Raw genomic sequence first — 24,638 nt, 5'->3', positions numbered from 1 at the left:
CTCTCGTTACGGAGAGCAGGGCCGGAGAGTTTCGTTCCGGCTGCCGCGACGCGGCGGGACCACGGCAGCAGCCGACTTCGCGCGAACGACCGCAGTGTAACATGGTTCCATGATAATAAAGTGACCAAGTAGCGCTCGTGAACATTAGAGAGACGCAGTGGTTCCATTTAAAATCCGACATAAAATTACAGTTGTGATGTTGTTTACGGGCATCACTTCTGAAACTCATCTTGCACTGGATGCGTAACTTCACGCGTCCCCGAAACACAAGATGGGAGTCCACAACCATGGACATCAAGAATTCACTGTCCCGCAGACACATCCTGAAATGGTCCGGAGCCGCAGCCAGCGTCGTCGTGGCCGGTGCCGTGCTGCCAAATTTCGGTATCTCCGCAGCGCTCGCGGCCGATCTCGGCGAAGGTGACATCGGCGTTCTCAACTACGCCTATGCGCTCGAGCAGCTCGAGGCGGCGTTCTACACGCAGGTCATCGACACACCCTACACCGGCATGACGGCCGATGAGACGACGCTCCTGACCGACATCCGCGACCATGAAGTCGAGCACCGCGAGTTTCTGAAGACCGCGCTGGCCGATGGCGCCATTCCCGATCTCGAGGTGGATTTCTCCGCCGTCGATTTCACCAGCCGGCAGAGTGTGCTCGAGACGGCCAGGACGTTCGAGGACCTCGGCGTCGGCGCCTATAACGGGGCCGGCAAGCTGATCGAGAACCCCGACTATCTGGCCGCCGCCGGCAGCATCGTCTCGATTGAGGCGCGCCATGCGGCCGCCATCCGCGACTTGCTGCAGGAGTGGAGCGTGGCCTTCGCCGGCCCCGACGTGGTCCAGGAGAACGGTCTCGACGTGGCGCTTGAGCCGGCCGCCGTGCTGGCTGCCGCAGGCCCGTTCATCAAGACCGAAGTCACCGCCATGTCGCTGGTGTAAGGAGAAACCAAATGAAAACGCAAACCAATCTGCTTGCCACCATTGATCCCGAGATCACCGAACGGCTCACCGCCAATCGCCGCGAGTTCTTCCGGAGTTCTGCCCTCAAGCTTGGCGCTCTCGCCTCCGCGCCACTGGTGCTGGCCATGGCCTCGCAGCAGGCTTTCGGGGCGCATCTGCCACAGCAGATCGAAGACACGCTGGTCTTCGCGCTGACGCTCGAACATATCGAGGACGCATTCTACCGGTCCGGCCTTGACGCCGATGGCCTGATCCCGGACGAGTACAGGACCATCTTCAACCATATCGGGCTGCACGAAGCGCAGCATGTGGCGTTTCTGTCCGACGTGCTCGCCGCCGCCGCGATCGAACGGCCGGCACTCGATCTGACGGCCGGCGGCAAGTATCCCGACGCCCTCACCAACTTCGATACCTATTTGACCCTGAGTCAGACGTTTGAGGATCTCGGTGTTGCCGCCTACAAGGGCCAGGCCGCCAACCTGATGGCCGATGACGGCATTCTGACCGCCGCGCTGCAGATCCACTCGGTCGAGGCGCGCCATGCCGCCATCGTCCGCAAGATCGGCGGCAAGAAGAGCTGGGACGGCGCGTTCGACGAGCCGATGACCAAGGAAGAAGTCCTGGCCGCGGCGACACCCTTCCTCGCCTGAGCCTGACCTCTGCCAAAAGCGAGAGGCCGCCCACGTGGGCGGCCTCTTGCGTGATGCGCCGGCGGTGGACTTCCGGTTTCGGAGGGTTCAGTCCCGGTCTTCGAAGGGGCTGGCGACACGTCCTGCGTTCACCAAGACGGCGTGAGTACCGCCCTCGCAACCCTGCCATACGGCGAATTGTCTTGAGAATGTGACCTCGGTCCGATATGGGGCGCGACTAATCTCCCCAATTCTGATTGGCCGCATACATGTCCTTGCGAAACATCGCAATCATTGCCCACGTCGACCATGGCAAGACGACCATGATCGATGTGCTGCTCAAGCAGTCGGGCTCGTTCCGCGACAACCAGCGCGTTGAAGAACGCGCCATGGACAGCAACGACCTCGAGCGCGAGCGCGGCATTACCATTCTTGCCAAGGTGACGTCGCTGGTCTGGAAAGACACGCGCATCAATATCGTCGACACCCCCGGCCACGCCGATTTCGGCGGTGAAGTCGAGCGCATCCTGTCGATGGTCGATGGCGTGGTGATCCTCGTCGACGCCGCCGAAGGCCCGATGCCGCAGACCAAGTTCGTGCTCGGCAAGGCGCTGGCCCAGGGCCTGCGCCCGATTGTTGCGATCAACAAGATCGACCGTCCCGACGAACGTCACCTCGAAGTGCTCGAGGAAATCTTTGACCTCTTCATCGCGCTGGACGCGACGCCCGAGCAGCTTGACTTCCCCGTGCTCTACGGCGCCGCCAAGCTCGGCTGGATGAGCGAAAAGCCGGAAGGCCCCAAGGACAGCCTGGCGCCGCTGCTCGACAAGGTCGTCGAATACGTGCCCGAGCCCAAGACCGAAGAAGGCCCGTTCCGCATGCTCGTGACCACCATCGAGCGCAACCCCTTCCTCGGCCGCATCCTGACCGGCCGCATCACCTCCGGCACCGTCAAGGCCGGCGATCCAATCCACGCGCTGGGCCGCGACGGCAAGATCGTCGAACGCGGTCGCGTCTCCAAGGTGCTGGCCTTCCGTGGCCTCGAGCGCACCCCGGTGGACCTGGCGGAAGCCGGTGACATCGTCGCCATCGCCGGTCTCGAGACCTCGACGGTTGCCGATACGCTGGTCAACCCGTCGGTCACCGTGCCGCTGCCCAGCAAGCCGATCGATCCCCCGACCCTGTCGGTGACCTTCCGCATCAACGACGGCCCGCTGGCCGGCCGCGAAGGCGACAAGGTGCAGTCCCGCGTCATTCGCGAGCGGCTGATGCGCGAAGCCGAAGGCAATGTCGCCATCAAGATCACCGAAGGCACCGACAACGACAGCTTCGACGTCGCCGGCCGCGGCGAATTGCAGCTGGCGGTGCTGATCGAGAACATGCGCCGCGAAGGCTTCGAGCTGACCATCGGCCGCCCGCGCGTCGTGCTGCAGGAACAGGACGGCCAGAAGCTCGAGCCGATCGAGGAAGTCATCATCGACGTCGATGACGAGCATACCGGCGTCATCGTGCAGAAGCTCACCGAGCGCAAGGGCGACCTGGTCGACATGCGCCCCTCGGGCGTCGGCCGCACCCGTCTGCGCTTTTACGTGCCGACCCGATCGCTGATCGGCTACCAGCCCGAACTGCTCTCGGACACGCGCGGCACGGCCATCTTCAACCGCCTGTTCCACGCCTATGAGCCCTACAAGGGCCACCTGCCCGGCCGCCGCACCGGCGTGCTGATCTCCAACGGGACCGGCCAGGCCGTGACCTACGCCCTGTGGAACCTGGAAGACCGCGGTCAGATCATGATCGACGCCGGCGTCGACATCTACGAAGGCATGATCATCGGCGAGCATGCGCGCGAGAACGACCTCGAGGTCAACGCGCTCAAGGGCAAGCAGCTGACCAATATCCGCACCACGTCCAAGGACGAGGCGGTACGGCTGACGCCGCCCAAGAAGCTGACCCTCGAGCAGTCGCTCGGCTATATTGCCGACGACGAATATGTCGAGGTGACGCCCAAGAGCATCCGCCTGCGCAAGATCGCCCTCGATCCCAACGAGCGCAAGAAGATGATGCGCGCCGCCAAGGCAGGCTGACCGGATCCTTCCGAGTCCCCTTAGATCAGGATAGAACCCGTGGCCGACTGGATCATTTCGACGATCGAACAGTTCGGCTATGGCGGGCTCTTCCTGCTGATGCTGGTGGAAGCCATCTTTCCACCCATTCCCAGCGAGCTGATCATCCCCTTCGCCGGCTTTGCCGCGGCGCGGGGTGATTTGTCGTTTCTTGGCGTCATCGCCGCAGCCACCCTCGGCTCGGTAGTCGGCACCCTGCCCTGGTATGCGGCCGGTCGCATTTTCGGCGTGCACCGCCTGCGCTACCTCGCCGACCGCTATGGCCGCTGGCTGACCCTGAATGCCGAGGAAGTCGACCTCGCCACCCGCGTCTTCCATCGCTTCGGCCCCTGGATCGTGCTGCTCGGCCGCCTGCTGCCGATCATCCGCACGCTGATTTCCGTGCCGGCCGGGCTGGCCGCCATGCCGCTCTGGAAATTCCTCGGCTTTTCCATGACCGGCATGATCGTCTGGAACTCGCTGCTGGCCGGCGCCGGCTACCTGATGGCCGAGCACTACGAGGTCATCGAGGTCTGGCTCGACCCGCTCAGCACCATCGTCATCGCCGCCGTCGTGCTGCTCTATCTCTACCGCCTCATCACCTGGCGCCCGAGCCAGAAGGTCTGACTCGCGCCCTGCCTTGCAGATTGCAACTCGGACTCGCAATTTGCGACATGCCGGCAGGCACTTGACCCGAAAACCGGGGGCCGCGGACTGGCACGCTTTGTGCACTTGATGCAGTGCCCCGGATATTGTTGTGCGTACCGGGCCAAAGTCAGATTGAGACCCGCCCGGTGACCTCGGGCGGGTCTTGCTCTTTGGGCGCGCCGCGCCGATTTACCGTTCCACGGCTTTTTGGCACCATCGGCTTGTCCCGACCGGGTCAAAACACTAGATAAATCGGGCAACCAAGAGGGCCGTGCCGTGATCTTCGCCATTCTGCAGACGCTGAGCTTCATCCTCAACATCGTCTGGTGGATCTTCCTGATCATGATCATCATGAGCTGGCTGATCAATTTCAACATCATCAATACCCGCAACCAGTTCGTCGATTCGGTCTGGCGCGTCATCAACCAGATCACCGAGCCGATCCTGCGCCCGATCCGCCGCATCGTGCCGCCCGTAGGTGGCCTCGACCTGTCGCCGATCATCGTGTTCGTCATCATCTTCTTCCTGCAGAACTGGATCGCCTCGATCGCCGTGGGCCGCGTCATCTAGGCGAGGCCGCAGCGGCCGCTTCCGTGCTGCTCAGACTCCGCGTCACGCCCAATGCCGGGCGTGACCGCATCGAGGGCTACGATGCCCTTGCCGATGGCACCCGCGTCCTGCGCATCCGGGTTGCGGCGGTCCCCGACAAGGGCAAGGCCAATGCCGCCGTCATCGCGCTCCTCGCCAAGGCACTGAAACTGCCCAGATCGGCGCTCACCCTGGTGTCGGGCGACACGGCCCGCCTCAAGACCATCCGCATCGACGGTGACCCCGATATCTCGGTATTGGGCGACGAAGAATGAAGGCACCGTCGGGACCGTCCGGCCTCGACTTAACGCCATTGCGTAACCGCCCGAATTATCACAAGCTTTGTTATACGCCGCGGGGGCGGGGAGGATGTGGCAGGCCCTGAGTCTGCCAGTCACCACAGGAGCGTTCCCTCGGTCGGGTCGAAATCGAGGGAATTCTTATGACACTATTGCTTTGGGCGATTGTGGTGTGCGGTGCACTATCAATCGTTTACGGCGTCGTCACGACGCAAAGCCTGCTGGCCGCCGATGCGGGCTCGGCCCGCATGCAGGAAATCTCCGCCGCGGTGCGCGAAGGCGCCTCCGCCTATCTCAAGCGCCAGTACACCACCATCGGCATTGTCGGCGTGGTCATCTTCTTTCTCGCGCTCTGGCTGCTTGGCGTCTATCCCGCCATCGGCTTCCTGATCGGCGCCGTGCTGTCGGGCGCCGCCGGCTTCATCGGCATGAACGTCTCGGTACGCGCCAATGTGCGCGTGGCGCAGGCCGCAACCTCGTCTCTGGGCAAGGGCCTCGACCTGAGCTTCAAGGCGGGCGCCATCACCGGCCTGCTCGTCGCCGGTCTCGGCCTGCTCGGGGTCGTCCTCTACTTCATCGTGCTCAAGGACTTCCTCGGCTTCGAGGCCACCGGACGTACCATCATCGACTCGCTGGTGGCGCTGAGCTTCGGCGCTTCGCTGATCTCGATCTTCGCCCGTCTGGGCGGCGGCATCTTCACCAAGGGTGCCGATGTCGGCGGCGACATGGTGGGCAAGGTGGAAGCCGGCATCCCCGAGGATGATCCGCGCAACCCGGCGACCATCGCCGACAACGTGGGCGACAATGTCGGCGACTGCGCCGGCATGGCGGCCGATCTGTTCGAGACCTATGTGGTGACCATCGTCGCCACCATGGTGCTGGCGGCCATCGTGCTGCCCGACGCCTTCAAGCTGGCCGGCATGGTCCTGCCGCTGGCCGTTGGTGGCGCCTGCGTCATCACCTCGATCATCGGCACCTACTTCGTCAAGTTGGGGCCGAGCAACAACATCATGGGCGCCCTCTACAAGGGCATCATCGCCACCGGCGTGTTCTCGCTCGTGGCGCTGCTGCCCGTGCTCTGGCTCACCTTCGGCGACCTCAACGTCGCCCTGGGCACGGCCGAACGGGCGTTCACGCCCTGGAGCCTTTTCTGGTGCGGCGTCACCGGTCTGGTCATCACCGGCCTGATCATCGTCATCACCGAATACTACACCGGCACGGGCCGCCGCCCGGTCAACTCGATTGCCGAGGCCTCGGTCACCGGCCACGGCACCAACGTCATCCAGGGCCTCGCGGTCTCGCTGGAATCCACGGCGCTGCCGGCCATCGTCATCATCGCCGGCATCATCGTCACCTATAATCTGGCGGGTCTGTTCGGCATCGCCTTTGCCGTCGCCACCATGCTGGCGCTCGCCGGCATCGTGGTGGCACTCGATGCCTTCGGTCCGGTCACCGACAATGCCGGCGGCATTGCCGAAATGGCCGGCCTGCCCAAGGAAGTGCGCCAGAATACCGACGCGCTCGATGCCGTGGGCAACACCACCAAGGCCATCACCAAGGGCTATGCCATCGGCTCGGCCGGCCTCGGCGCCCTGGTTCTGTTCGCCGCCTATACCCAGGATCTGCAGTATTTTGTCGCTACCGCGGTCGAGGGCAGCTTCTTCTTCGGCATGGGCGTGGTGAACTTCTCGCTCGCCAACCCCTATGTCGTCGTCGGCCTGCTGTTCGGCGGCCTGCTGCCGTTCCTCTTCGGCGGCATGGCGATGACCGCCGTCGGTCGCGCCGCCATGTCGGTGGTGGTCGAGGTGCGCCGGCAGTTCAAGGCCGATCCGGGCATCATGGCCGGCACCTCCAAGCCCGACTATGCCCGGGCCGTGGACATGCTGACCAAGGCGGCGATCAAGGAGATGATCATCCCCTCGCTGCTGCCGGTGCTCAGCCCGCTGGTGGTGTTCGGCCTGATCTTCTGGATCGCCGGCCGGGCCGACGGCTTTGCCGCCCTCGGCGCCATGCTGATGGGCGTGATCGTCACCGGCCTCTTCGTCGCCATCTCGATGACGGCGGGCGGCGGTGCCTGGGACAATGCCAAGAAGTCGTTCGAGGACGGCTTCACCGACAGCCATGGCGTCAAGCACCTCAAGGGCAGCGACGCGCACAAGGCCTCGGTCACCGGCGATACCGTCGGCGACCCCTACAAGGACACGGCCGGCCCGGCCGTCAATCCGATGATCAAGATCACCAACATCGTCGCCCTGCTGCTGCTGGCGGTGCTGGCCCATATGGGTGGCGGTGCCTGATCCAGAGGCATCGGCCGCACTGAACGAGGCCCGGGAGCAATCCCGGGCCTTTTGCTGACGTTGAGAACACACACAGCGAAACGGAGAACTGGATGGCACCACAGATCGGTCCGCTCGTCGGTTCGGGCAATGTCGCCGAGGCGTTCGAATATGGCGAGGCCGTCATCAAGCTCTATCGGCGCCCCGACGCCCGCAGCCCCGCATTCATCGAGGCCGCCATTCTGGCGATTGTCGCCGACCACGACCTGCCGACGCCGGCGGTGCATGAAGCAGGCCGCTATGACGGGCGCTGGGGGCTGGTGATGGACCGAGCGCCGGGCGAGCCGCTGGCTCGCTTTGCGCAGGAGCGGCCCGACCAGGTGCCGGACGTGCTCGACACAATGGTGCAGCTGCATCGGCGCATCCATCAGCGACCCGAGGCGCGGCTGCCATCGCTGAAGGTCCGCATCGCGGCACGTCTCCGGCAGGCGCCGCAACTGCCCGAGGCGGTGCGCGAAAGCCTGCTGATGCGGCTGGCGGCGCTGCCGGACGGGGATCGCCTCTGTCACGGCGATTTTCATCCCTTCAACATCATCGGCCTGCCCGGCCAGGCCATGATCATCGACTGGCTCGATGCCACCAGCGGCCCGCCGGCCGCCGACGTCTGTCGCAGTTTTCTGCTGATGATGGGCGCCGTCCCCGAACTGGCGGAAAACTATCTCGACCGCTACGCCGAACTGAGTGGCCTCGGTCGGGCCGAAATCCTCGCCTGGTTGCCCTGCCTGGCGGCGGCGCGGCTGTGCGAAGGCATCGCGACCGAAACCGGAATGTTGTTGCGGCTCGCGACAAACCCGGATGCAAGTTGATCGAGGGGCCTATTTCGCGCCAATGAAGTCGATTTTGATCAATTTCCGAGCCAAGAGACCGAGCAGCGCAACGGTAATTTAATCATAAGCCCCGATTCTGACCGCCTTAAGCGTCAGCTGTTTCAACGGGGTTCGAAGGTGTCTGTATTTTCAAGACTATCAGTGGCTGCAAGGCTCTATCTAGCATTCGGTGCGCTCATAGCGCTGCTCGCAACTGTCGGAGCGATGGGCTATCTTGGCGTCAGCAAGACAGCCAGTATTTTTGACGAGTTCCACGCAGCGGCCAACAAGACGCTCGAGATCAACGACTACAAGGCCGACGTCGCGCGTCTGCGCATCGAGTTCCTCAACTACCTGAACGCGCCATCGGCGGCACAGGTGGACGAGGTCAATGTCTGGATCGACGACGTCGCCACCACCGATGCCGACGGCTATGCCGTCTTCGCCTCCAATCCGGAGGACACTGCCTCGATCGAGGAAGTCACCGCCCTCGCCGAATCCTATCGCGCGATCTTCGCGCAGCTCGCGACCACAGCCCCCGGCACCGCCGAGTTCATGGCCGACCGCGCCAAGCTCGACGTGCTCGGCCCGCAGATGCAGGACATCTATGACGGCATGGCCGACCGCGCCAAGGAGATCCAGAGCACGCTGGGGCCGCAGGCCGCCGCCAATGCCGATTTCCAGGTGCTGGTGGTCCTCTCGATCAGCGCGGTGGGAGGTGTGATCGGCGTTATCATGGCCCTGTTGATCGGCCGCTGGTTCTCCGCCTCCCTGTCGCGCATGACCCGGACCATGCGGTCGATGTCGGAAGGCGACCTCGACCAGGAGATCACCGGCACCGAGGCCAGCCACGAGCTTGGCCAGATGGCCCGTGCCCTTGAAGTGTTCCAGACCGATGGCCGGCTTGCCCGCGCCGCTGAGGCCGAGAAGGCCAGCCGTGCCGGCGCTGCCGCCAGCCGCGCCGAAACCATGCAGCGCTTCCAGGCGAGCTTTGACACCGTCATCGGCGCTGCCGTCGACGGTGACTTCTCCAAGCGCATCCAGACCACCTTTGGCGATCCCGACCTCGACCGCGTGGCCGGCAATTTCGACCACATGCTCGAAACCCTCAACGTGGCGCTTGGCGATGCCGGCACCGTGCTGGAAGCACTGGCCCAGGCCGACCTCACCCGGCGCATGGAAGGCTCCTACAAGGGTGCCTTCGCCGGCCTGCAAGACAATACCAACGCCGTTGCCGCCAAGCTCACCGAGATTGTCGGCCAGCTGCGCGACACCTCGAGCTCGCTCAAGTTGGCCACTGGCGAAATTCTCGCCGGCGCCAATGACCTGAGCGAACGCACCACCAAGCAGGCGGCAACCATCGAGGAAACTTCGGCAGCCATGGAAGAGCTCGCCTCGACCGTGCTGCAGAACGCCCAGCGCGCCGGCGACGCCAGCACCACCGCCCGCAATGTCACCGGCATTGCCGAGCAGAGCGGCACGGTGATGGAGCAAGCCACCAGCGCCATGACCCGCATCACCGAGTCGTCGGGCAAGATCTCCAACATCATCGGCATGATCGATGACATCGCCTTCCAGACCAATCTGCTGGCACTGAATGCCTCGGTTGAGGCGGCACGTGCCGGTGAAGCCGGCAAGGGCTTTGCCGTCGTGGCCGTCGAAGTGCGTCGATTGGCCCAGTCGGCCGCCGAAGCCTCCTCCGATGTGAAGGTGCTGATCGAACAGTCCGGCACCGAAGTCGCCGGCGGCTCCAAGCTGGTGGCGGAAGCTGCCGCCAAGCTCGGCGAGATGCTGCAGGGCGTGCGGTCCACCTCCGAACTGATGGATGGAATTGCCCGCGACAGCAAGGCACAGGCCCAGGGCATTGGCGAAGTCACCTCCGCCGTGCGCCAGATGGACGAGATGACCCAGCACAATGCGGCGCTGGTCGAGGAAATGAACGCCGCCATCGAGCAGACGGAAAGCCAGGCGACCCAGCTCGACGGCATCGTCGATACCTTTGCTGTCGACGGCGAGCATCGCGCCCCGACCACCGCCAAGGCGGCCACCAAGACCCCAACTGCGGTAGAGGCCCCGGCCAAGCCGGGTGGCATCCGCGGCCTGCAGGCCAAGGTCAAGGCTGCGGCCTCGAACTATCTCAGCAAGGGCAATGCGGCGCTGAAGTCCGAGGACTGGTCGGAGTTCTGATCCACACACCGGGCTGGCGGCCGCGCCGCCAGCCGTCTGTAACCAAGGCTCCCGTGTCGCGTACGGGGGCCTTTTCGTATCAGGTGTCGGCTAGCGGCGGGCGCGCCACGCCGGTCTGGCTGTGCGTCTGCTCCATCACCGGCCGCACTTCGATGCTGCCATATTTGAGGATGACGCCCTTCGCCAGTTCCAGGGCCTCGGCCATGTCCTTTGCCTCGATGATGAAGAAGCCGCCCAGATGTTCGCGGGTCTCGGCAAAGGGGCCGTCGGTCACCGAGCCATCACTGCGCAGCGTCTTGCCGTTGATCGGCTCGTCGAGCGGCTGCGACAGGACCAGCCGGCCGTCGCGGCGCAACTGCCAGTCTTCGTCAATGGTGGCATCGGTCAGTTGCCGGCCCTCGTCAGGCGTCATGGCGGCGATCTTTTCCGGGTCGATATAGACGAGACCGACAAATTTCATGGCTTCCTCCGTTGCTGGCCTGCATCTGGTCGAAGGGCGCCGGCCGGTTTCGACAGCTGCAGGTCAGTTTTCGGCTCAACCCTGCCGGCCCCGCATGGCGTCACGGAAGGCCCGCATGCCCACCAGCTCGACATCGAGCTCCTTGTAGAGCGCCGTCACCCGGCCGCTGGCGAAGAAGTCGTATTCGTCGATCCGCATCTGCGCGTCGGGCGAGTAGTGCTCGATGGCGCCCGGCATGTCGAAATGGAAGGCACCCCAGGTGAGACCCGGCGGTGCGGCACCGAGGATCTGTCGGTAGAGCGTCTCGACATCGCCAGTCTGCCCGAAGGGGCTGGAAATGAACTTCAGGAAATCGGGATTGCCGCGCGCGACCTGCGCCTCGCACGCCGCAGCGTAGCGGGCGACCACCGCTGCATCATGCGTGCCCGGCGGCGCCAGCGCGGCGACATCGCGCGACAGGAACAGCGGCAGCCGGTAGTCGGTGCCGAGCTGCAGGTAGATGTCGAAGAACTCCGGCATCATGATCGTGCCCATATGCGCATCGAGATGCGTGACATCGATGCCGGCGGCGAGGGCCGTATCGATCTGCGCCCGCATCTCCGCCTCGACGGCGGCCGGATCGGCTTTCCGGGCACTGGCCACGTCGTGCCACATGAAGCCATCGGCATCGGTGAGGCCATTGCCCGAGACGCCGGTCAGCGGCCGCCAGCGATAGGGCCCGAATTCGGCCGTCAGCGTCAGGTGCACGCCGAGGTCGAGGTCCGGCCGGCGACGCGCGATTTCGGCCGTTTCGGGAAACCACGGGCAAGGTACCATCACCGATCCCGACGAGCAGACGCCCGCGTCAAAGAGGTCGACAAAGGCCACGTTGGTGGCGTGGTTGGCGGCAATGTCATCGTGATGGACGACGATCTGGCGGGTGCTCATGCCGGCAGCATAGCGCAGTCCCCGGCGCTGGCGAAGCCATGCCGGAACCGGATTGGGAGTGGTCTGCTGACAGGATCTGGCAGGGGGTCGTGCTTTCCTGCTCCAACGGGGAGGATGTCAGGCGATCGCTGTTCCGGCAGAGTTCGTCTCCGCCCTGCTGACCAAATGTCATGAATGCCCGCTATGCGTTTCGCGTACTGGTTCGAATACTAAAGTTATGACTTAACTGTAGTTGCATCGCCGGGGAAATGCCGATAAGCACCCCGTCCCGGCTGGCGCCGTCCGCCGCCGCCCGAATTTTCTGGAGTGACCTCCGATGACTGCCGAATCGCTTTCGCCTGACGCACAGGCCCCTGCCGCGCCGCTCGACGCATCCACTGCGGCACGCAACAAGCTCGTTATCGCGCTGCTGCTGACCTCGACCTTCGTGGTGTTTCTCAACGAAACCATCATGAGCGTCGCCATCCCGCACCTGATGGCCGACCTCGGCGTCACGGCCAGCGCCGCGCAATGGCTCACGACCGCCTTCCTTCTCACCATGGCCGTGGTCATTCCGGTGACCGGCTTCCTGCTGCAGCGCCTCAATACCCGCCCGATCTTCGTGCTCGCCATGTCGATCTTTTCGGTCGGTACGCTGATCTGCGCCGTTTCGCCAGGCCTTGAACTGCTGGTTTTCGGCCGCGTCATCCAGGCCACCGGCACGGCCATCATGATGCCGCTGCTGATGACCACCGTGATGACGCTGGTGCCGCCCGAAAGCCGCGGCAAGACCATGGGCAATATCTCGATCGTCATTTCCGTGGCACCGGCCTTGGGCCCCACCATCGGCGGCTTCATCCTCGACAATCTCGACTGGCGCTGGATGTTCATCCTCGTGCTGCCGATTGCGCTTGGCGCACTGGCACTCGGCTGGGCCAGGGTGCAGAACGTGTCGACACCGCGCTACGCGCCGCTCGACGTGCTCTCGGTGATTCTCTCGGCCTTTGCCTTCGGCGGTCTGGTCTATGGCCTCTCCAGCCTGGGGGAGGGTGCCGCGCATCCCGAGGCACAGCTGTTCCCCGCCTGGGTGCCGGTGCTGATTGGTGCGATTGCCATGACCGTCTTCATCTTCCGCCAGCTGCAGCTGCAAAAGCAGGACAAGGCGCTGCTCGACCTGCGCACCTTTGCCTCGCGCAATTACAGTTTTGCCGTGTTGACCATGGCCATTGCCATGATGGCCCTGTTCGGCACCGTCATCCTGCTGCCCATCTACACCCAGAACGTGCTCGGCCTCGACACGCTGCAGACGGGTCTGCTGCTGCTGCCGGGTGGCCTGCTGATGGGGCTGCTGGCCCCCAGCGTCGGCAGGCTCTATGACCGCATCGGCGCCACCCGCCTGCTGGTGCCCGGCACCATCATCGTCTCGGCGGTGCTATGGGCGCTGACGCTGGTCGACCAGAACACCCCGGTCTGGGGCGTGCTGACCGGCCACATCGTCATCAGCATCGGGCTGGCGCTGGTGTTCACGCCGCTCTTTACCGCCTCGCTCAGCTCGGTTCCGCCGCATCTCTACTCGCACGGCAGTGCCATCCTGGGATCGGTGCAGCAAATGGCCGGCGCCGCCGGCGTGGCGCTGTTCGTTGCCGTCATGACCATCCGCAGCGCGGCAGATGCGGCGACGGGAGCCGAGCCGATAGACGCGCTGGCGGCAGGCATCCGCATGGGCTTTCTGTGCGGCGCCATCATCTCGCTGTTCGCGGTCGCTGCCAGCTTCTTCGTCAAGAAGCCACCGGCCGAGCCGCACATGCACGCCATGGGCGGCCACTGACAGGGCTGCTGTCGAAATCAAGGCTCCTCGCGCGTCATGAGAACAGGGACGTGCGGGGAGATTTTTTCATGAGGCGACAGCTGTCACGGCAGCCCTACGGGGCCTTTCGCGTCAGGCTGCGCCCGCGGGACAATCCCGCGCGCGCCAATCGGGACGACAATCAGGCCGTCTTGTCGGACTTGGCCGCTGCGATCGAGTCGAGGATAACCTTGCGGGCGTCTTCGACACCGCCGATGCGCTCGATCTTGGCCCATTTGCCGGGCTCGAGATCCTTGTAGTGGGTGAAAAAGTGCTTCACCCGCTCGAGCTGGATCTCCTGCATGTCGGAGATGTCCTTGATCGCGTCATACATCTTGGTGAGTTTTGACACCGGCACGCAGAGGATTTTTTCGTCCTTGCCGCCGTCGTCTTCCATGAACAGCACGCCGAACGGCCTGCAGCGCACCACGGCGCCGGGCACCAGCGGACGCGAGTTCATGACGATCACGTCGAGCGGGTCGCCATCGCCGCACAGGGTGTGCGGCACAAAGCCGTAATTCCCCGGATAGCGCATCGGCGTGTAGAGAAAGCGATCGACGAACAGCGCGCCGGAGGCCTTGTCGATCTCGTACTTGATCGGTTCGCCGCCCAGCGGCACCTCAATGATGACATTGAGGTCGTCGGGCGGATTCTTGCCGATCGGGATGGCGTCGATATTCATCTGGAGCCTGCACTACTTGGGAGAAGTTGCCGGGTTCTCGCCTATCTCGCGCCATCAAGGCAAGGCATAGAATTCGGATATCGGGCATGCGCCCGGAGGGAGACGTTGATTTGACAGTGCATTCTCGCGCTCTGCTTGCCGGTTTTCTGCTGCTCGTGACCAGCGGCACGGCCGAGGCGCAGTTCAACCAGTCCGAAGAAACCGCCATCGATCTCGATGCCTGCACAGTGGTGCAGTCCGACGATTTCGGCACCACCTGGGCCTGCAGTGGCTACAAGGGCATCCCGGTGATGATCCGGGAAGTCAATCAACGCTTCAAGGTGTCCTACGGCCTGACCTCGACCACCGAAAAGGCCGCATCGCAGACGCTGCCGCCGGTGCACCACCTGGGGGACAGCATCGAATGGCGGCTCTCCAACAGCGAAGGGGGCTACAAGTCCTTCGCCACCATCCTGCGCTTCCATGTGCAGCGTGAGAACAGCTCCAATGCCGATTCAGCTGCGGAGACACCCGATGGCGAGGTGCTGGTGGTGACCAAGGTATCGCCGGGGGCCACCTGCCAGGTGGCCTGGATCGACGCTCTGGCCAATCCCGATGCCGAAGCACTGGCGCGCCAGACGGCGGACGAAAAGGCGCCCGCCTTCGACTGCGGCAGCGACCCGGAAATCGTCGGCAAGTTCGAAGCCTGGGATGTAAGGGGCTAGACTGAAATCAGTCCTGCCGCGCCATCTGCGAGCGCAGCACGGTGCGGTCTCGGGCCGAGACGCCGATCAGTTCGGCCACTCGCCATACCATGTTATCCTCAAGCTCGTGGTTCTTCTTGTCAGCAAACACCACCTGCCACATCATGCGGATGATCTCGATGCGCTCGCCGCTTTCCAGCGAGGAGAGCGCCGAGGTGAAGCGATAGAGATCGACCGATTCGGCGTCGCGCCGCGTCGCTTCGCTCATCAGGTCGTCCACTTCCTCTTCGTCGAGCGAGTAGAAATCCATCAGCGCGCCGCGCACCGCCGCCCGTTCTTCCGGCTTGGTGGAACCGTCGACGGCGGCGAGATGGACGAGCAGCGCGGCGACCGCGAGCCTCGGCTCCATGCTGAGCAGCGTGGCATCGGGTTTGGCGAAAATCGAGCGCAGGGCTTCGAACATGGCGTCGTCCTGTAGGTTTGAACTGAGAGATAGAGGGTGCCGGCGCTGCCGAAAAGAGGGCGATGGCCGGGTCACGGACTGTTGAGGCGGGAGGCACCTCGGACAACGACGCTAGCATCATCCGGGTTCAATGGAAATTGCGTCCGACCGGCAGCGCCGCCCGGGCCGCACGCCGGGCCTGATCGGTGCGCCGGATGGCGGCCTCGTCCCGACCCGGCGGTTCATTGCGGCCTTCATCGCCGCGCGCCAGCACCCTGTCGCCGAGATCATGGCCGTTGGCGATCTCGAGCAGCAGCGGCGTCATGTCGGTGAACGATTGCGCGATGACGTGGATCACCAGCCCCTCGCGCTGCAGCTTGCCCTTGACCGCCAGCATGCGGGCCCCGAGCACCGCCTTGCGGTTGGCTTCGAACAGCCTGGCCCAGATGACGATGTTGGAGACCCCGGTTTCGTCCTCCAGCGTGGCAAAGATGATGCCGCTTGCCGTACCCGGGCGCTGCCGCACCAGCACCAGCCCCGCCACCTCGACTGTGGCGCCATCGCGCAGGTCGCCGAGCCGCTCGGACGGCGTCGTGCCGCGCCGGTCCAGCATCGGCCGCATGAAGCTGACCGGATGCGCCTTGAGCGACAGCGACAGCGCCTTGTAGTCCTGCACCACCGATTCCCCCGGCGGCATGGGCGGCAGATCGGCATCGGGCTCGCGGCTCGACTGCGGCCGCCCGGCAGCCGCAAACAGCGGCAGGGTATCCGCGCCATTGGTGCCGATCAGCCCGCGCACCGCCCAGGAGGCATCGCGCCGGTTGAGCCCGAGCGAACCGAAGGCATCGGCATCGGCCAGCTTTTGCAGCACTGCCGGCGACAGCCCGGTGCGTAGCCACAGGTCGCGCACCGAATCATAGCCGCGCCCGCGCCGCGCCACGATGAGATTGGCATGATCGGCCTTCAGCCCGCTGATCTGCGAAAAGCCCAGGCGGATGGCATGATCGGACCAGATGTCATCGGCCATTTCGGCATGCCGGGCCCACACCCGCTCACGCGCCGGCGTGCTGGCCTCGAGCACATGCAACTGGTCGGAGGCGTTGATATCGACCGGCAGCACCTCGACGCCATGCTCGATGGCATCACGCACGATCTGCGCCGGGGCATAAAACCCCATCGGCTGGCTGTTGAGCAGGGCACAGGCAAACACATCGGGATAGTGACACTTGAGCCAGCACGAGGCATAGACCAGCAGCGCGAAGGAAGCCGCGTGGCTTTCCGGAAAGCCGTATTCGCCAAACCCCTGGATCTGCGAGAAGCAGCGCTTGGCATAGTCGAGCGGATAGCCGCGGCTGACCATGCCCTCGATGAATTCCTCGCCGAACTGCGCCATCCGCCCGGTGCGCCGCCACGCCGCCATGGCCCGGCGCAACTGGTCGGCCTTGCCCGGCGAAAACCCGGCTCCGACAATGGCAATCTGCATGGCCTGCTCCTGGAACAGCGGAATCCCCAGCGTACGCTCCAGCACCTCGGCCAGCTCGGGCCGCATCGGCTCGGTCTTTTCCAGCCCCTGCCGGCGCTTGAGATAGGGATGCACCATGCCGCCCTGGATCGGCCCGGGGCGCACGATCGCCACCTCGATGACGAAATCGTAGAAGGTTTTTGGCTGCAACCGCGGCAGCATCGACATCTGCGCCCGGCTCTCGATCTGGAACACCCCCAGCGTATCGGCGCGATGCGTCATCCTGTAGATCGCCGCGCTCTGCCGCTGCTGCCATGGCAGGGCAGCATTGGTGGCGTCGGCCTCCTCGTCGAGCAGCTGGCTGAGTTCGATGTCGCGGCCATAATGGACATGCATCATCTCATAGGCACGGCGCAGGCAGGTCAGCATGCCCAACGCCAGGATATCGACCTTGAGAATGCCCAGGGCATCGATATCGTCCTTGTTCCACTCCACAATGGTGCGGCTTTCCATCGCCGTCTTGCTGATCGGCACCAGACTTTCGAGCGAATCGCGGGTGATGACAAAGCCGCCGACATGCTGGCTGAGATGCCGCGGGAAGGACTTGAGCACCCGCACCACATCGAACACCTGCGACAGCGTCGGGTCATCGGGATCAAGGCCGATCTTGCGGACCCCGTCGGCATCGATCATCGACCCCCAGCCCCAGCTCATCTGGTTGAGCGCGACGATGGTGTCGTCCGAGAGCCCGAACACCTTGGCTGTCTCGCGGATGGCGCTCTTGGAGCGGTAGGAGATGACGGTGGAGGTCAGCCCGGTGCGCGTGCCGCCATACTTCTGGTAGACATACTGCATCACCTCCTCGCGCCGCTCGTGCTCGAAATCGACATCGATATCGGGCGGCTCGTCGCGCTCGGTGGAAATGAAGCGGCCGAACACCAGCCGCGCCTTGGCCGGATCGACCTCGGTCACCCCGAGGCAGAAGCAGACCGAGGAATTGGCGGCCGAACCCCGCCCCTGGCAGAGGATTTTCAGATCGTCGCGGGCATGGCGGACGATATCGGCAACGGTGAGGAAATAGGCAGCATAGCCCTTGTAGGCGATCAGGCAGATTTCCGCCCAGATGCTGGCTTTCACCTTGTCCGGCACGCCGTCGGGATAGCGTTTCGCCGCGCCGGCCCAGGTCAGCCGCTCCAGCGTCTCCTGCGCCGTCTCGCCATTGCCGACCGTTTCTTCGGGATAGTTGTAGCGCAGCTGATCGAGGCTGAACCCGATCCGGGATAACAGGTTCTGCGTTTCGGCGAGAGCTTGCGGATGGTCGGCAAAGAGCCGCGCCATTTCGCGCGGCGGTTTCAGATGCCGCTCGGCATTCTGCTCGAGCCGTCGCCCCCCCGTTTCCAGCGTCAGGCCTTCGCGGATGCAGGTGACGACATCATGCAGGATGCGCCGGCCGGGCTCATGGTAGAGCACGTCATTGCTGGCCAGCAGCGGCACGCCGGCAGCCTGCGCCATGGCCGCCAGCCGGTTGAGCCGCGCCCGGTCGTGGCCCTTGTAGGCGACCGAGGCCCCCAGCCAGACGGCACCGGGCGCCAGCGCCGCCAGTCGTGCCAGCACCCGCTCGGCCACCTCGAACGCCGTGCCGCAGGTGAGGATCAGCAACTGCCCCTCGATGAACTCCTCGAGATCGGCAAAGACCAGCCGGCAGTCGCCCTTTTCGCCGCGCATATTGCCCCGCGTCAGCAACTGGCAGAGCCGGCCATAGGCGTCGCGATCGCTGGGATAGGCGATGATGTCCGGCGTCTTGTCGGAAAAGCTCAGCCGCACTCCGACCACATAGCGAAAATCCGGGAACTGCGCCTTCAGGTCGCGATGCACCACATAGCCACGCACCACCCCGGCAAAGCTGTTGCGGTCGCAGAGGCCAAGCCCCGACAGCCCCAGATGCATGGCCGCCGACACCAGTTCCTCTGGGTGCGACCCCGAGCGCAGGAACGAGAAATTGCTGGTGACCAGCAGTTCGGCATAGGGGTGCTCGGTCGCGCGCGAGACCCCTGCGCGGCGCCCGAGCGGCACGATCTCGGTCACGAAAAGAACCCGTGCAGGAACCAGCCCGGGGTCCGCTCGCTGCCATAAAGCCCCTGCCGGAACAGCCAGAACCGCCGGCCTCCATCGTCCTCGGCAACGTAATAGTCACGCATGACATGTTCAGGGACCAGCGCCGGAAGCGCGGGTGCTGCCGGCTTGCCGGCGGGTGACCCTGCCTCTACTTCTCCGATTTCTTCTGCAGGCTGCGGCTGCAGAAAGGCCAGCCTCTGGCCCGACCGCCACCATTCCGCTTCGATCCGCTCGGGGCCCGAGGCCTTGGCGAAGCGATAGCTCACCCGGCGCCACACCATGCGCACCGGCGGCCCGTCCGGCACTTCGGCGATGACGGTGATCGGCTCGGGGCTGGGCAGCAGCCGCAATGGTCGCTGCATGGCGGGGTCGGGGGCCGCAGCCGGGTCGTCGGCCGTGCGCGCCACCACCGGTTCGAGCCGCACCGCCCGCTCCGGGATATGGGTGTTGACGAACTTGGTCCGCACCACCGCAAACGGCCCCAGCCGGCTGGTCATCCGGTCGTATAGCCTGTCGAGATCGGCAGCCCCGTCATCGGTCTCGAAGGCACCCGTCTGGGTCGAGTCGAGCTCGGAGATCGAGCCGGCCGCCAGCCGGATCATGTCGATGCCGAAGCCCGGGTCATATTCGGCCACCAGCCGCTCGGCCCGATGGCTGAAGAGCCGCGAGATATGCTCGGGGTCCCGCGTCGCCCGCGCCGCATTGACCGAGAGGGTCATCACCTTGTGGTCGACCCGGTAGATGAAGAGATGAAAGCTCTGTCCCCCCAACCCCTCTTGTTCGAGCCGCAATCCGAGCTGGATGGCCAGATCATGGGCGCACATCAGCACATCATCGAGAATGCCGATGGGCTCGGCAAAGCGCCGTTCCGTATAGCGTTCGGCCAGTGGCACCCGCGGCACCGGCCGCTCCGCCAGCACGCCGCGCGCCTGGTCGAGCCGCAGCAGCAGGCTGTCGCCGAACCGCGCCTGCAGCGCCCGCCGGTCGCGCTGCCAGAGCTGGCCGATGCGTTTGAGGCCCATCTGGTTGAGCCCGACCACCTGCGCTTCATCCAGACGCAGCGCCGCCACCGGCAGCTGGGCCAGCGCCGCTTCCTCGGTCCCCTCCAAAACGATGACCCCCGGCCGGTAATGCGCCATCGCCCAGGCCGCACCGACGGTGGAGGCTATGGCGCCCTGCACCGCAAAGCCGAGCTTGCGCAGCCGCCCGGTCAGCCGGTCGAGCATCTGTGCTTCGCCACCGAAGAGATGCGTCACCCCGGCGATATCGAGCACCAGATCGCCATAGGGCGCCATCTCGGTCTGCACCGCCACGATCGGGCTGGCATTGGAGTGCCAGTCGGCAAATTCGGCAAACACCTGGCCGAGATAGCCGTGATCGATCTCCCGCATCTCCAGATCGGGCACCATGGCCCGCGCATCCGCCAGCGCCTGGTCGAACTTGAGCCCCTGTGCGGCGGCGACGCTGTCGATCGCCACCAGCCGCATGCCGCCCTTGATCCGCTCCCACAGCACCAGCGGCCGCTGCGAGGCCGCCAGCGCCGGATCAGCTCGCTTGAGACAGTCCGTCGCCCAGCGTGGCAGGTTGAGGGCGAGGTAGCGTCGGCCGGCCGTCAGCAGCGTGCCGGCCTGGACCCTGGGTGTGTCGCGGGGGGTGAGCGAGAACGAAGCCATCGTCCGTCCAATCCAGAAGGTAGTTTTCACCATCGGCCGAAGCCGGCTGTTCGGGGCGCAACCGTCCCTTTTCGAGGCGCGCCTGCCATCGCGGCGGCCCTGGCGCGCGAGCATCGAACGGCACGGCGCCGCTGGGCGCCGGGGTCACCCGCCAGCGGTATTTTGCGGCACTTGCCTCGCGCTCGCGCAGATAGCGCACCAGAAAGACCGAGGCCCCGCCGCTCGCTGCGCGCAGGCTGAGGCGACGCGATGCGGTGAAATCGAGCGCCTTGTGACGGCTGCCGATATCGGCAATCACCGCCGCCACCGAGCGGCAGGCAATCGCCTCCTCCATCGCCCACAGCAGTTCGATGATCGTCCTGGGCCGCGCCAGCACGACCCGCTCCGGATCGAGCCCGAAATGGCTGAGCCCGCTGCCATAGGCGACGCCCATTTCCTGCGCCTCCTCGGCCAGCTGCAGCACGATCAGCGCCGAACGCCGGTGGCTCAGCAGGCCGCGCGCCAGCCCCAGTGAAAACCCCAGCGCCGCACCGCTGTCGCGCTGTTCGTCGGCAAACACCTCGGTGAGCACGCCTGCCGGCAGCGGCAGGACGCCTTGCGCGGTTCCGGGCTGCGTCAGCGCCGTGCCGGCCAGCACCGGCCGCGTTTCAATCGCCGCAATCCGCAAGCGCAGCGCTTCCAGATCCGGATGGGTGGTTCGATGCGCGCCCTGCATGGGGAGGGCTCCCTTCATTCTCGTTACGCCAGAGAACAAATAGAGAACATCAGACTCGGTTGCAGAGTCAACGGGAGTCTTTGCCGATGGCGCGGAATCTGGTCCGGCGTCCCATCCGTCGCTTCAAGGAGGAACAGGTTCACATTTGCTCAGCCCGGGACTTTCAAAACCATCCCGAACTGTCTAGACTGGTATCTGGAATTCCAGTTTAGGGGATAGTCTTGAACCAGATGGCGCCGATTGCGGGAGACAAGAGCCAGGCCGGCAAGCGGGTCGCGGCACGCCTTGTGGGCGTGATCCGCAAGGACCGCATCATGACCGATCCGCTCATGACCTATGCCTATTCGGGCGACGCCAGCTCCTACCGGCTGGTCCCGGCCGTGGTGGTCATCGTCAATACCGAGGACGAAGTCCGCGCCGTCATGACTGCCGCGCGCGCCGAAAGCCTGCCTCTGACCTTCCGCGCCGCCGGCACCTCGCTGAGCGGCCAGGCCATTACCGAAGGCGTGCTCGCCGTGCTCGGCGATGGCTGGCGCAAGATGAGCATTTTCGACAATGGCGACCGCATCACCCTCGGCCCGGCCATCATCGTCGCCAATGCCAACAAGGCGCTGAAACCCTTCAACCGCAAGCTCGGTCCCGATCCGGCCAGCCAGGCCACCTGCAAGATCGGCGGCGTGGTCAACAACAACTCGTCCGGCATGTGCTGCGGCGTCGCCTACAATACCTACCACACCATGCGCCGCCTGCGCGTCATGCTGACCGACGGCACGGTGCTCGATTCGGGCGATCCCGAGTCGGTTGCCGCCTTCCGCCAGAGCCATGCCGTGCTGCTGGCCGATCTGCAGACGCTGCATCACGAGGTGACGGCCAATGCCGAACTCGTCGCGCTGATCCGCAAGAAATACCGCATCAAGAATACCGTCGGCTATTCGATCAATGCGCTGGTCGATTTCCACGACCCCATCGACATCCTCATCCACCTGATCGTCGGCTCCGAAGGCACGCTCGGCTTCGTCTCCGAAGTCACCTACGAGACCATCCCCGAGCACCCCTTCAAGGTGACGGGCCTGATCCCCTTCCCCGATCCGCATTCCTGCGCCCGCGCCATCTCGAAACTGGCCAATGGCGGCGTGCAGACCACCACCGGCGTCACCGCCGCCGAATATATCGAGCGCCGCGCCCTCGCCACAGTGGAGCACCTGCCGGCAATCCAGCCCTATGTGCGCTTTTTCACCGAAACCTCGCCGGTGATCCTGATCGACGTCACCGCCCCCGACCAGGCGACCCTCGATGCCGAGACCGCCAAGGCTGTCGACATCCTGAAATCCGAGGGTGCCACCCATATCGAATTCTCGCCCGACGAGGCGATTTCGGCCGGCCTCTGGGACGTCCGCAAGGGCTTTTTCGCCTCGGGCGGCGCCGCCCGACCCAAGGGCACCTCGATGCTGACCGAGGACGTTGCCGCGCCGATCGACCGGCTCGCCGAATTCGTCCTCGACATGCGCCAACTGCTCGACGACTGCGGCTATGACGATGCCATCATCTTCGGCCACGCCCTCGCCGGGAACCTGCATTTCCAGATGAGCGACAACTTCATGGAGCCCGCAGCGGCGGCCAAGTTCGATCATTTCTCGAAAGTGCTCAGCGAACTCGTCTCCGTCCGCTATGGCGGCTCGCTCAAGGCCGAGCACGGCACCGGCCGCGCCATCGCGCCCTTCGTCGAGGCCGAATGGGGCGCCGCTGCCTATGCCATCATGCATCGGGTCAAGGCGCTGTTCGACCCCGAGGGCCTGCTCAATCCGGGCGTGCTGCTCAACCCCGATCCGGATATCCACATCAAGAACCTCAAGCTGATGCCGCTGGCCGACGAGATCGTCGATCTCTGCATCGAATGCGGCTTCTGCGAACCGGCCTGCCCGGCCACCCACCTCACCCTGTCGCCGCGCCAGCGCATTGCCGTGACCCGCGAGCGCGCCCGCCTGCGCCAGACCGGCGAGGATCCGGCGCGGCTCGCTGCCATGGAAGAAGACTTCCAGTATGCCGGGCTCAATACCTGCGCCGCCGGCAATGTCTGCGCCATGCGCTGCCCGGTCGGCATCGAGACCGGCACGATGGTGATCGGCGAGCGGGCCCGCCGCCGCACGCCGGCCGACCACAAGACCGCCCATTGGCTGGCCGGCAATGCCGGCGCCGTCGAAACCACCATGAAGCTGGCCGTCGGCGCCCAGGCCCTGAGCCGCACCATCATCGGTAATGGCGCCACCGATGCGCTGGCCGGCTTTGCCCGCAAGGTGACCAAAAAGACGGTGCCGCGAGTGTCGCCCGCACTAAAGCCTGGCCCGGGCGCCCCGAAGGTCACCGCCAATCCCGCGGCGCCGCTCGGCGATGTCGTCTACTTCCCCAGTTGCGCCACCCGCATGTTCGGTGCCCCGACACGCGAAAATGGCATGCTGCCGACCACCGACGCGATGCTCGAACTGCTCAAACGCGCCGGCTTCAATCCGGTCGTTCCCGAAAAGCTCGACGGCCAGTGCTGCGGCCAGCCCTTCCTCTCGAAGGGTTTCCCTGAAGAATCCGATCGCCTGGGCGACGCTCTCAACGGCACGCTCGATGGCCTGTCGGGCAACGGCAAGCTGCCGGTGGTCACCGATGCCTCCACCTGCGCCAAGCATATCAAGGGTCATCCGGGCCAGTCCGAGGTGTCCGACAGCGCCGTGTTCCTGCTCGAGCACGTGCTGCCGCGCCTCAAGCTGACCAGGAAGCTGCCGGTCCTGGCGGTGCACCACAACTGTTCGGCCCAGCGGCTGGGTGAGCAGGCGACCATCGAGGCCCTGGCCAATGCCATGGCCGACAAGGTCGTGGTGCTGTCGTCCTTCACCTGCTGCGGCTATGGCGGCGACCGCGGGCTGTTCGCGCCTGAGCTCAACGCCCACGCCACCCGTTTCGTGAAGGCCGAAATCCCGGCCGACTGCACGCTCGGCGTCTCGACCGTCTCGACCTGCGCCTCGGGACTGACCGAACACGCCGGCATTCCCTTCGTTTCGCTGGCCAGCGTGCTGGAGATGGTCAGTCAGGCCTGAGGCTGCTACAG

The 24,638-nt window shown here is 65.0% G+C and carries 19 protein-coding genes; 12 read left to right on the top strand and 7 right to left on the bottom strand.

Going from position 1 to position 24,638, the window contains the following annotated elements; all coding sequences use genetic code 11:
• Positions 1–287: 287 nt before the first annotated feature.
• The 9 genes from AC0L4C_RS05425 (at position 288) to AC0L4C_RS05385 (ending at position 10,560) form a co-directional block, all read left to right on the top strand.
• Positions 288–944: a ferritin-like domain-containing protein gene (locus AC0L4C_RS05425; protein WP_473402600.1), complete on the top strand. Its 657-nt coding sequence runs from the start codon at positions 288–290 to the stop codon at positions 942–944.
• Positions 945–955: 11 nt separating this feature from the next.
• Positions 956–1,615: a ferritin-like domain-containing protein gene (locus AC0L4C_RS05420; protein WP_473402598.1), complete on the top strand. Its 660-nt coding sequence runs from the start codon at positions 956–958 to the stop codon at positions 1,613–1,615.
• Between the two features lie 248 nt (positions 1,616–1,863).
• Entirely contained in the window at positions 1,864–3,678 is a 1,815-nt protein-coding gene (gene typA / locus AC0L4C_RS05415; protein WP_473402597.1) for a translational GTPase TypA, read from the top strand.
• A 39-nt stretch (positions 3,679–3,717) separates the two neighbouring features.
• The gene (locus AC0L4C_RS05410; RefSeq protein WP_473402596.1) at positions 3,718–4,323 is read left to right on the top strand and encodes a DedA family protein; all 606 of its coding nucleotides are present in this window, start codon (positions 3,718–3,720) and stop codon (positions 4,321–4,323) included.
• Between the two features lie 297 nt (positions 4,324–4,620).
• Positions 4,621–4,914, top strand: coding sequence for a YggT family protein (locus AC0L4C_RS05405; RefSeq protein ID WP_473402595.1), 294 nt, complete (start codon positions 4,621–4,623; stop codon positions 4,912–4,914).
• A 23-nt stretch (positions 4,915–4,937) separates the two neighbouring features.
• Complete coding sequence (locus AC0L4C_RS05400) at positions 4,938–5,207, top strand: DUF167 family protein (RefSeq protein WP_473402594.1); 270 nt, start codon at positions 4,938–4,940, stop codon at positions 5,205–5,207.
• 167 nt (positions 5,208–5,374) lie between these two features.
• Positions 5,375–7,528 carry a sodium-translocating pyrophosphatase gene (locus tag AC0L4C_RS05395; RefSeq protein ID WP_473402593.1) on the top strand — a complete coding sequence of 718 codons (2,154 nt, stop codon included), beginning with the start codon at positions 5,375–5,377 and terminating at the stop codon, positions 7,526–7,528.
• A 92-nt stretch (positions 7,529–7,620) separates the two neighbouring features.
• A complete protein-coding gene (locus AC0L4C_RS05390) occupies positions 7,621–8,373 on the top strand; it encodes a phosphotransferase family protein (RefSeq protein ID WP_473402591.1) in 753 nt (250 codons plus the stop codon).
• A 138-nt stretch (positions 8,374–8,511) separates the two neighbouring features.
• Positions 8,512–10,560, top strand: a complete 2,049-nt coding sequence (locus tag AC0L4C_RS05385; RefSeq protein WP_473402590.1) for a HAMP domain-containing methyl-accepting chemotaxis protein — start codon at positions 8,512–8,514, stop codon at positions 10,558–10,560.
• 79 nt (positions 10,561–10,639) lie between these two features.
• On the opposite strand, the gene AC0L4C_RS05380 is transcribed toward AC0L4C_RS05385, so the two are convergent.
• Positions 10,640–11,020 carry a YciI family protein gene (locus AC0L4C_RS05380; protein ID WP_473402588.1) on the bottom strand — a complete coding sequence of 127 codons (381 nt, stop codon included), beginning with the start codon at positions 11,018–11,020 and terminating at the stop codon, positions 10,640–10,642.
• Positions 11,021–11,095: 75 nt separating this feature from the next.
• Positions 11,096–11,947, bottom strand: a complete 852-nt coding sequence (locus AC0L4C_RS05375; protein WP_473402587.1) for a polysaccharide deacetylase family protein — start codon at positions 11,945–11,947, stop codon at positions 11,096–11,098.
• Between the two features lie 316 nt (positions 11,948–12,263).
• Here AC0L4C_RS05375 and AC0L4C_RS05370 point away from each other — a divergent pair, with 316 nt between their 5' ends.
• Positions 12,264–13,754, top strand: a complete 1,491-nt coding sequence (locus tag AC0L4C_RS05370) for an MDR family MFS transporter (protein ID WP_473402586.1) — start codon at positions 12,264–12,266, stop codon at positions 13,752–13,754.
• A 160-nt stretch (positions 13,755–13,914) separates the two neighbouring features.
• On the opposite strand, the gene ppa is transcribed toward AC0L4C_RS05370, so the two are convergent.
• Positions 13,915–14,454 (bottom strand): inorganic diphosphatase, encoded by a 540-nt coding sequence (gene ppa / locus AC0L4C_RS05365; RefSeq protein ID WP_473402584.1) that lies wholly within the window; start codon positions 14,452–14,454, stop codon positions 13,915–13,917.
• 110 nt (positions 14,455–14,564) lie between these two features.
• On the opposite strand from ppa, the gene AC0L4C_RS05360 reads away from it, so the two are divergent.
• The gene (locus tag AC0L4C_RS05360; RefSeq protein ID WP_473402583.1) at positions 14,565–15,158 is read left to right on the top strand and encodes a hypothetical protein; all 594 of its coding nucleotides are present in this window, start codon (positions 14,565–14,567) and stop codon (positions 15,156–15,158) included.
• A gap of 7 nt (positions 15,159–15,165) precedes the next feature.
• Here the strand turns inward: AC0L4C_RS05360 and AC0L4C_RS05355 are convergent, their stop codons facing one another.
• The 4 genes from AC0L4C_RS05355 to AC0L4C_RS05340 all read right to left on the bottom strand — a co-directional run bounded on the left by AC0L4C_RS05355 (position 15,166) and on the right by AC0L4C_RS05340 (position 21,562).
• Positions 15,166–15,600 (bottom strand): tellurite resistance TerB family protein, encoded by a 435-nt coding sequence (locus tag AC0L4C_RS05355; RefSeq protein ID WP_473402582.1) that lies wholly within the window; start codon positions 15,598–15,600, stop codon positions 15,166–15,168.
• A 127-nt stretch (positions 15,601–15,727) separates the two neighbouring features.
• A complete protein-coding gene (locus tag AC0L4C_RS05350) occupies positions 15,728–19,126 on the bottom strand; it encodes an error-prone DNA polymerase (RefSeq protein ID WP_473402580.1) in 3,399 nt (1,132 codons plus the stop codon).
• Positions 19,123–20,772 (bottom strand): Y-family DNA polymerase, encoded by a 1,650-nt coding sequence (locus AC0L4C_RS05345; RefSeq protein ID WP_473403456.1) that lies wholly within the window; start codon positions 20,770–20,772, stop codon positions 19,123–19,125. Before AC0L4C_RS05345 ends, AC0L4C_RS05350 begins: the two co-directional genes overlap by 4 nt.
• Positions 20,702–21,562 carry an ImuA family protein gene (locus tag AC0L4C_RS05340; protein ID WP_473402579.1) on the bottom strand — a complete coding sequence of 287 codons (861 nt, stop codon included), beginning with the start codon at positions 21,560–21,562 and terminating at the stop codon, positions 20,702–20,704. The genes AC0L4C_RS05345 and AC0L4C_RS05340 overlap by 71 nt, the downstream gene beginning before the upstream one ends.
• A gap of 212 nt (positions 21,563–21,774) precedes the next feature.
• Here AC0L4C_RS05340 and AC0L4C_RS05335 point away from each other — a divergent pair, with 212 nt between their 5' ends.
• The gene (locus tag AC0L4C_RS05335; RefSeq protein ID WP_473403455.1) at positions 21,775–24,627 is read left to right on the top strand and encodes an FAD-binding and (Fe-S)-binding domain-containing protein; all 2,853 of its coding nucleotides are present in this window, start codon (positions 21,775–21,777) and stop codon (positions 24,625–24,627) included.
• Positions 24,628–24,638 lie beyond the last annotated feature (11 nt).

This window comes from Devosia sp. J20-27 (assembly GCF_055808595.1).
This window is presented reverse-complemented; position numbering and strand designations above follow the sequence as displayed.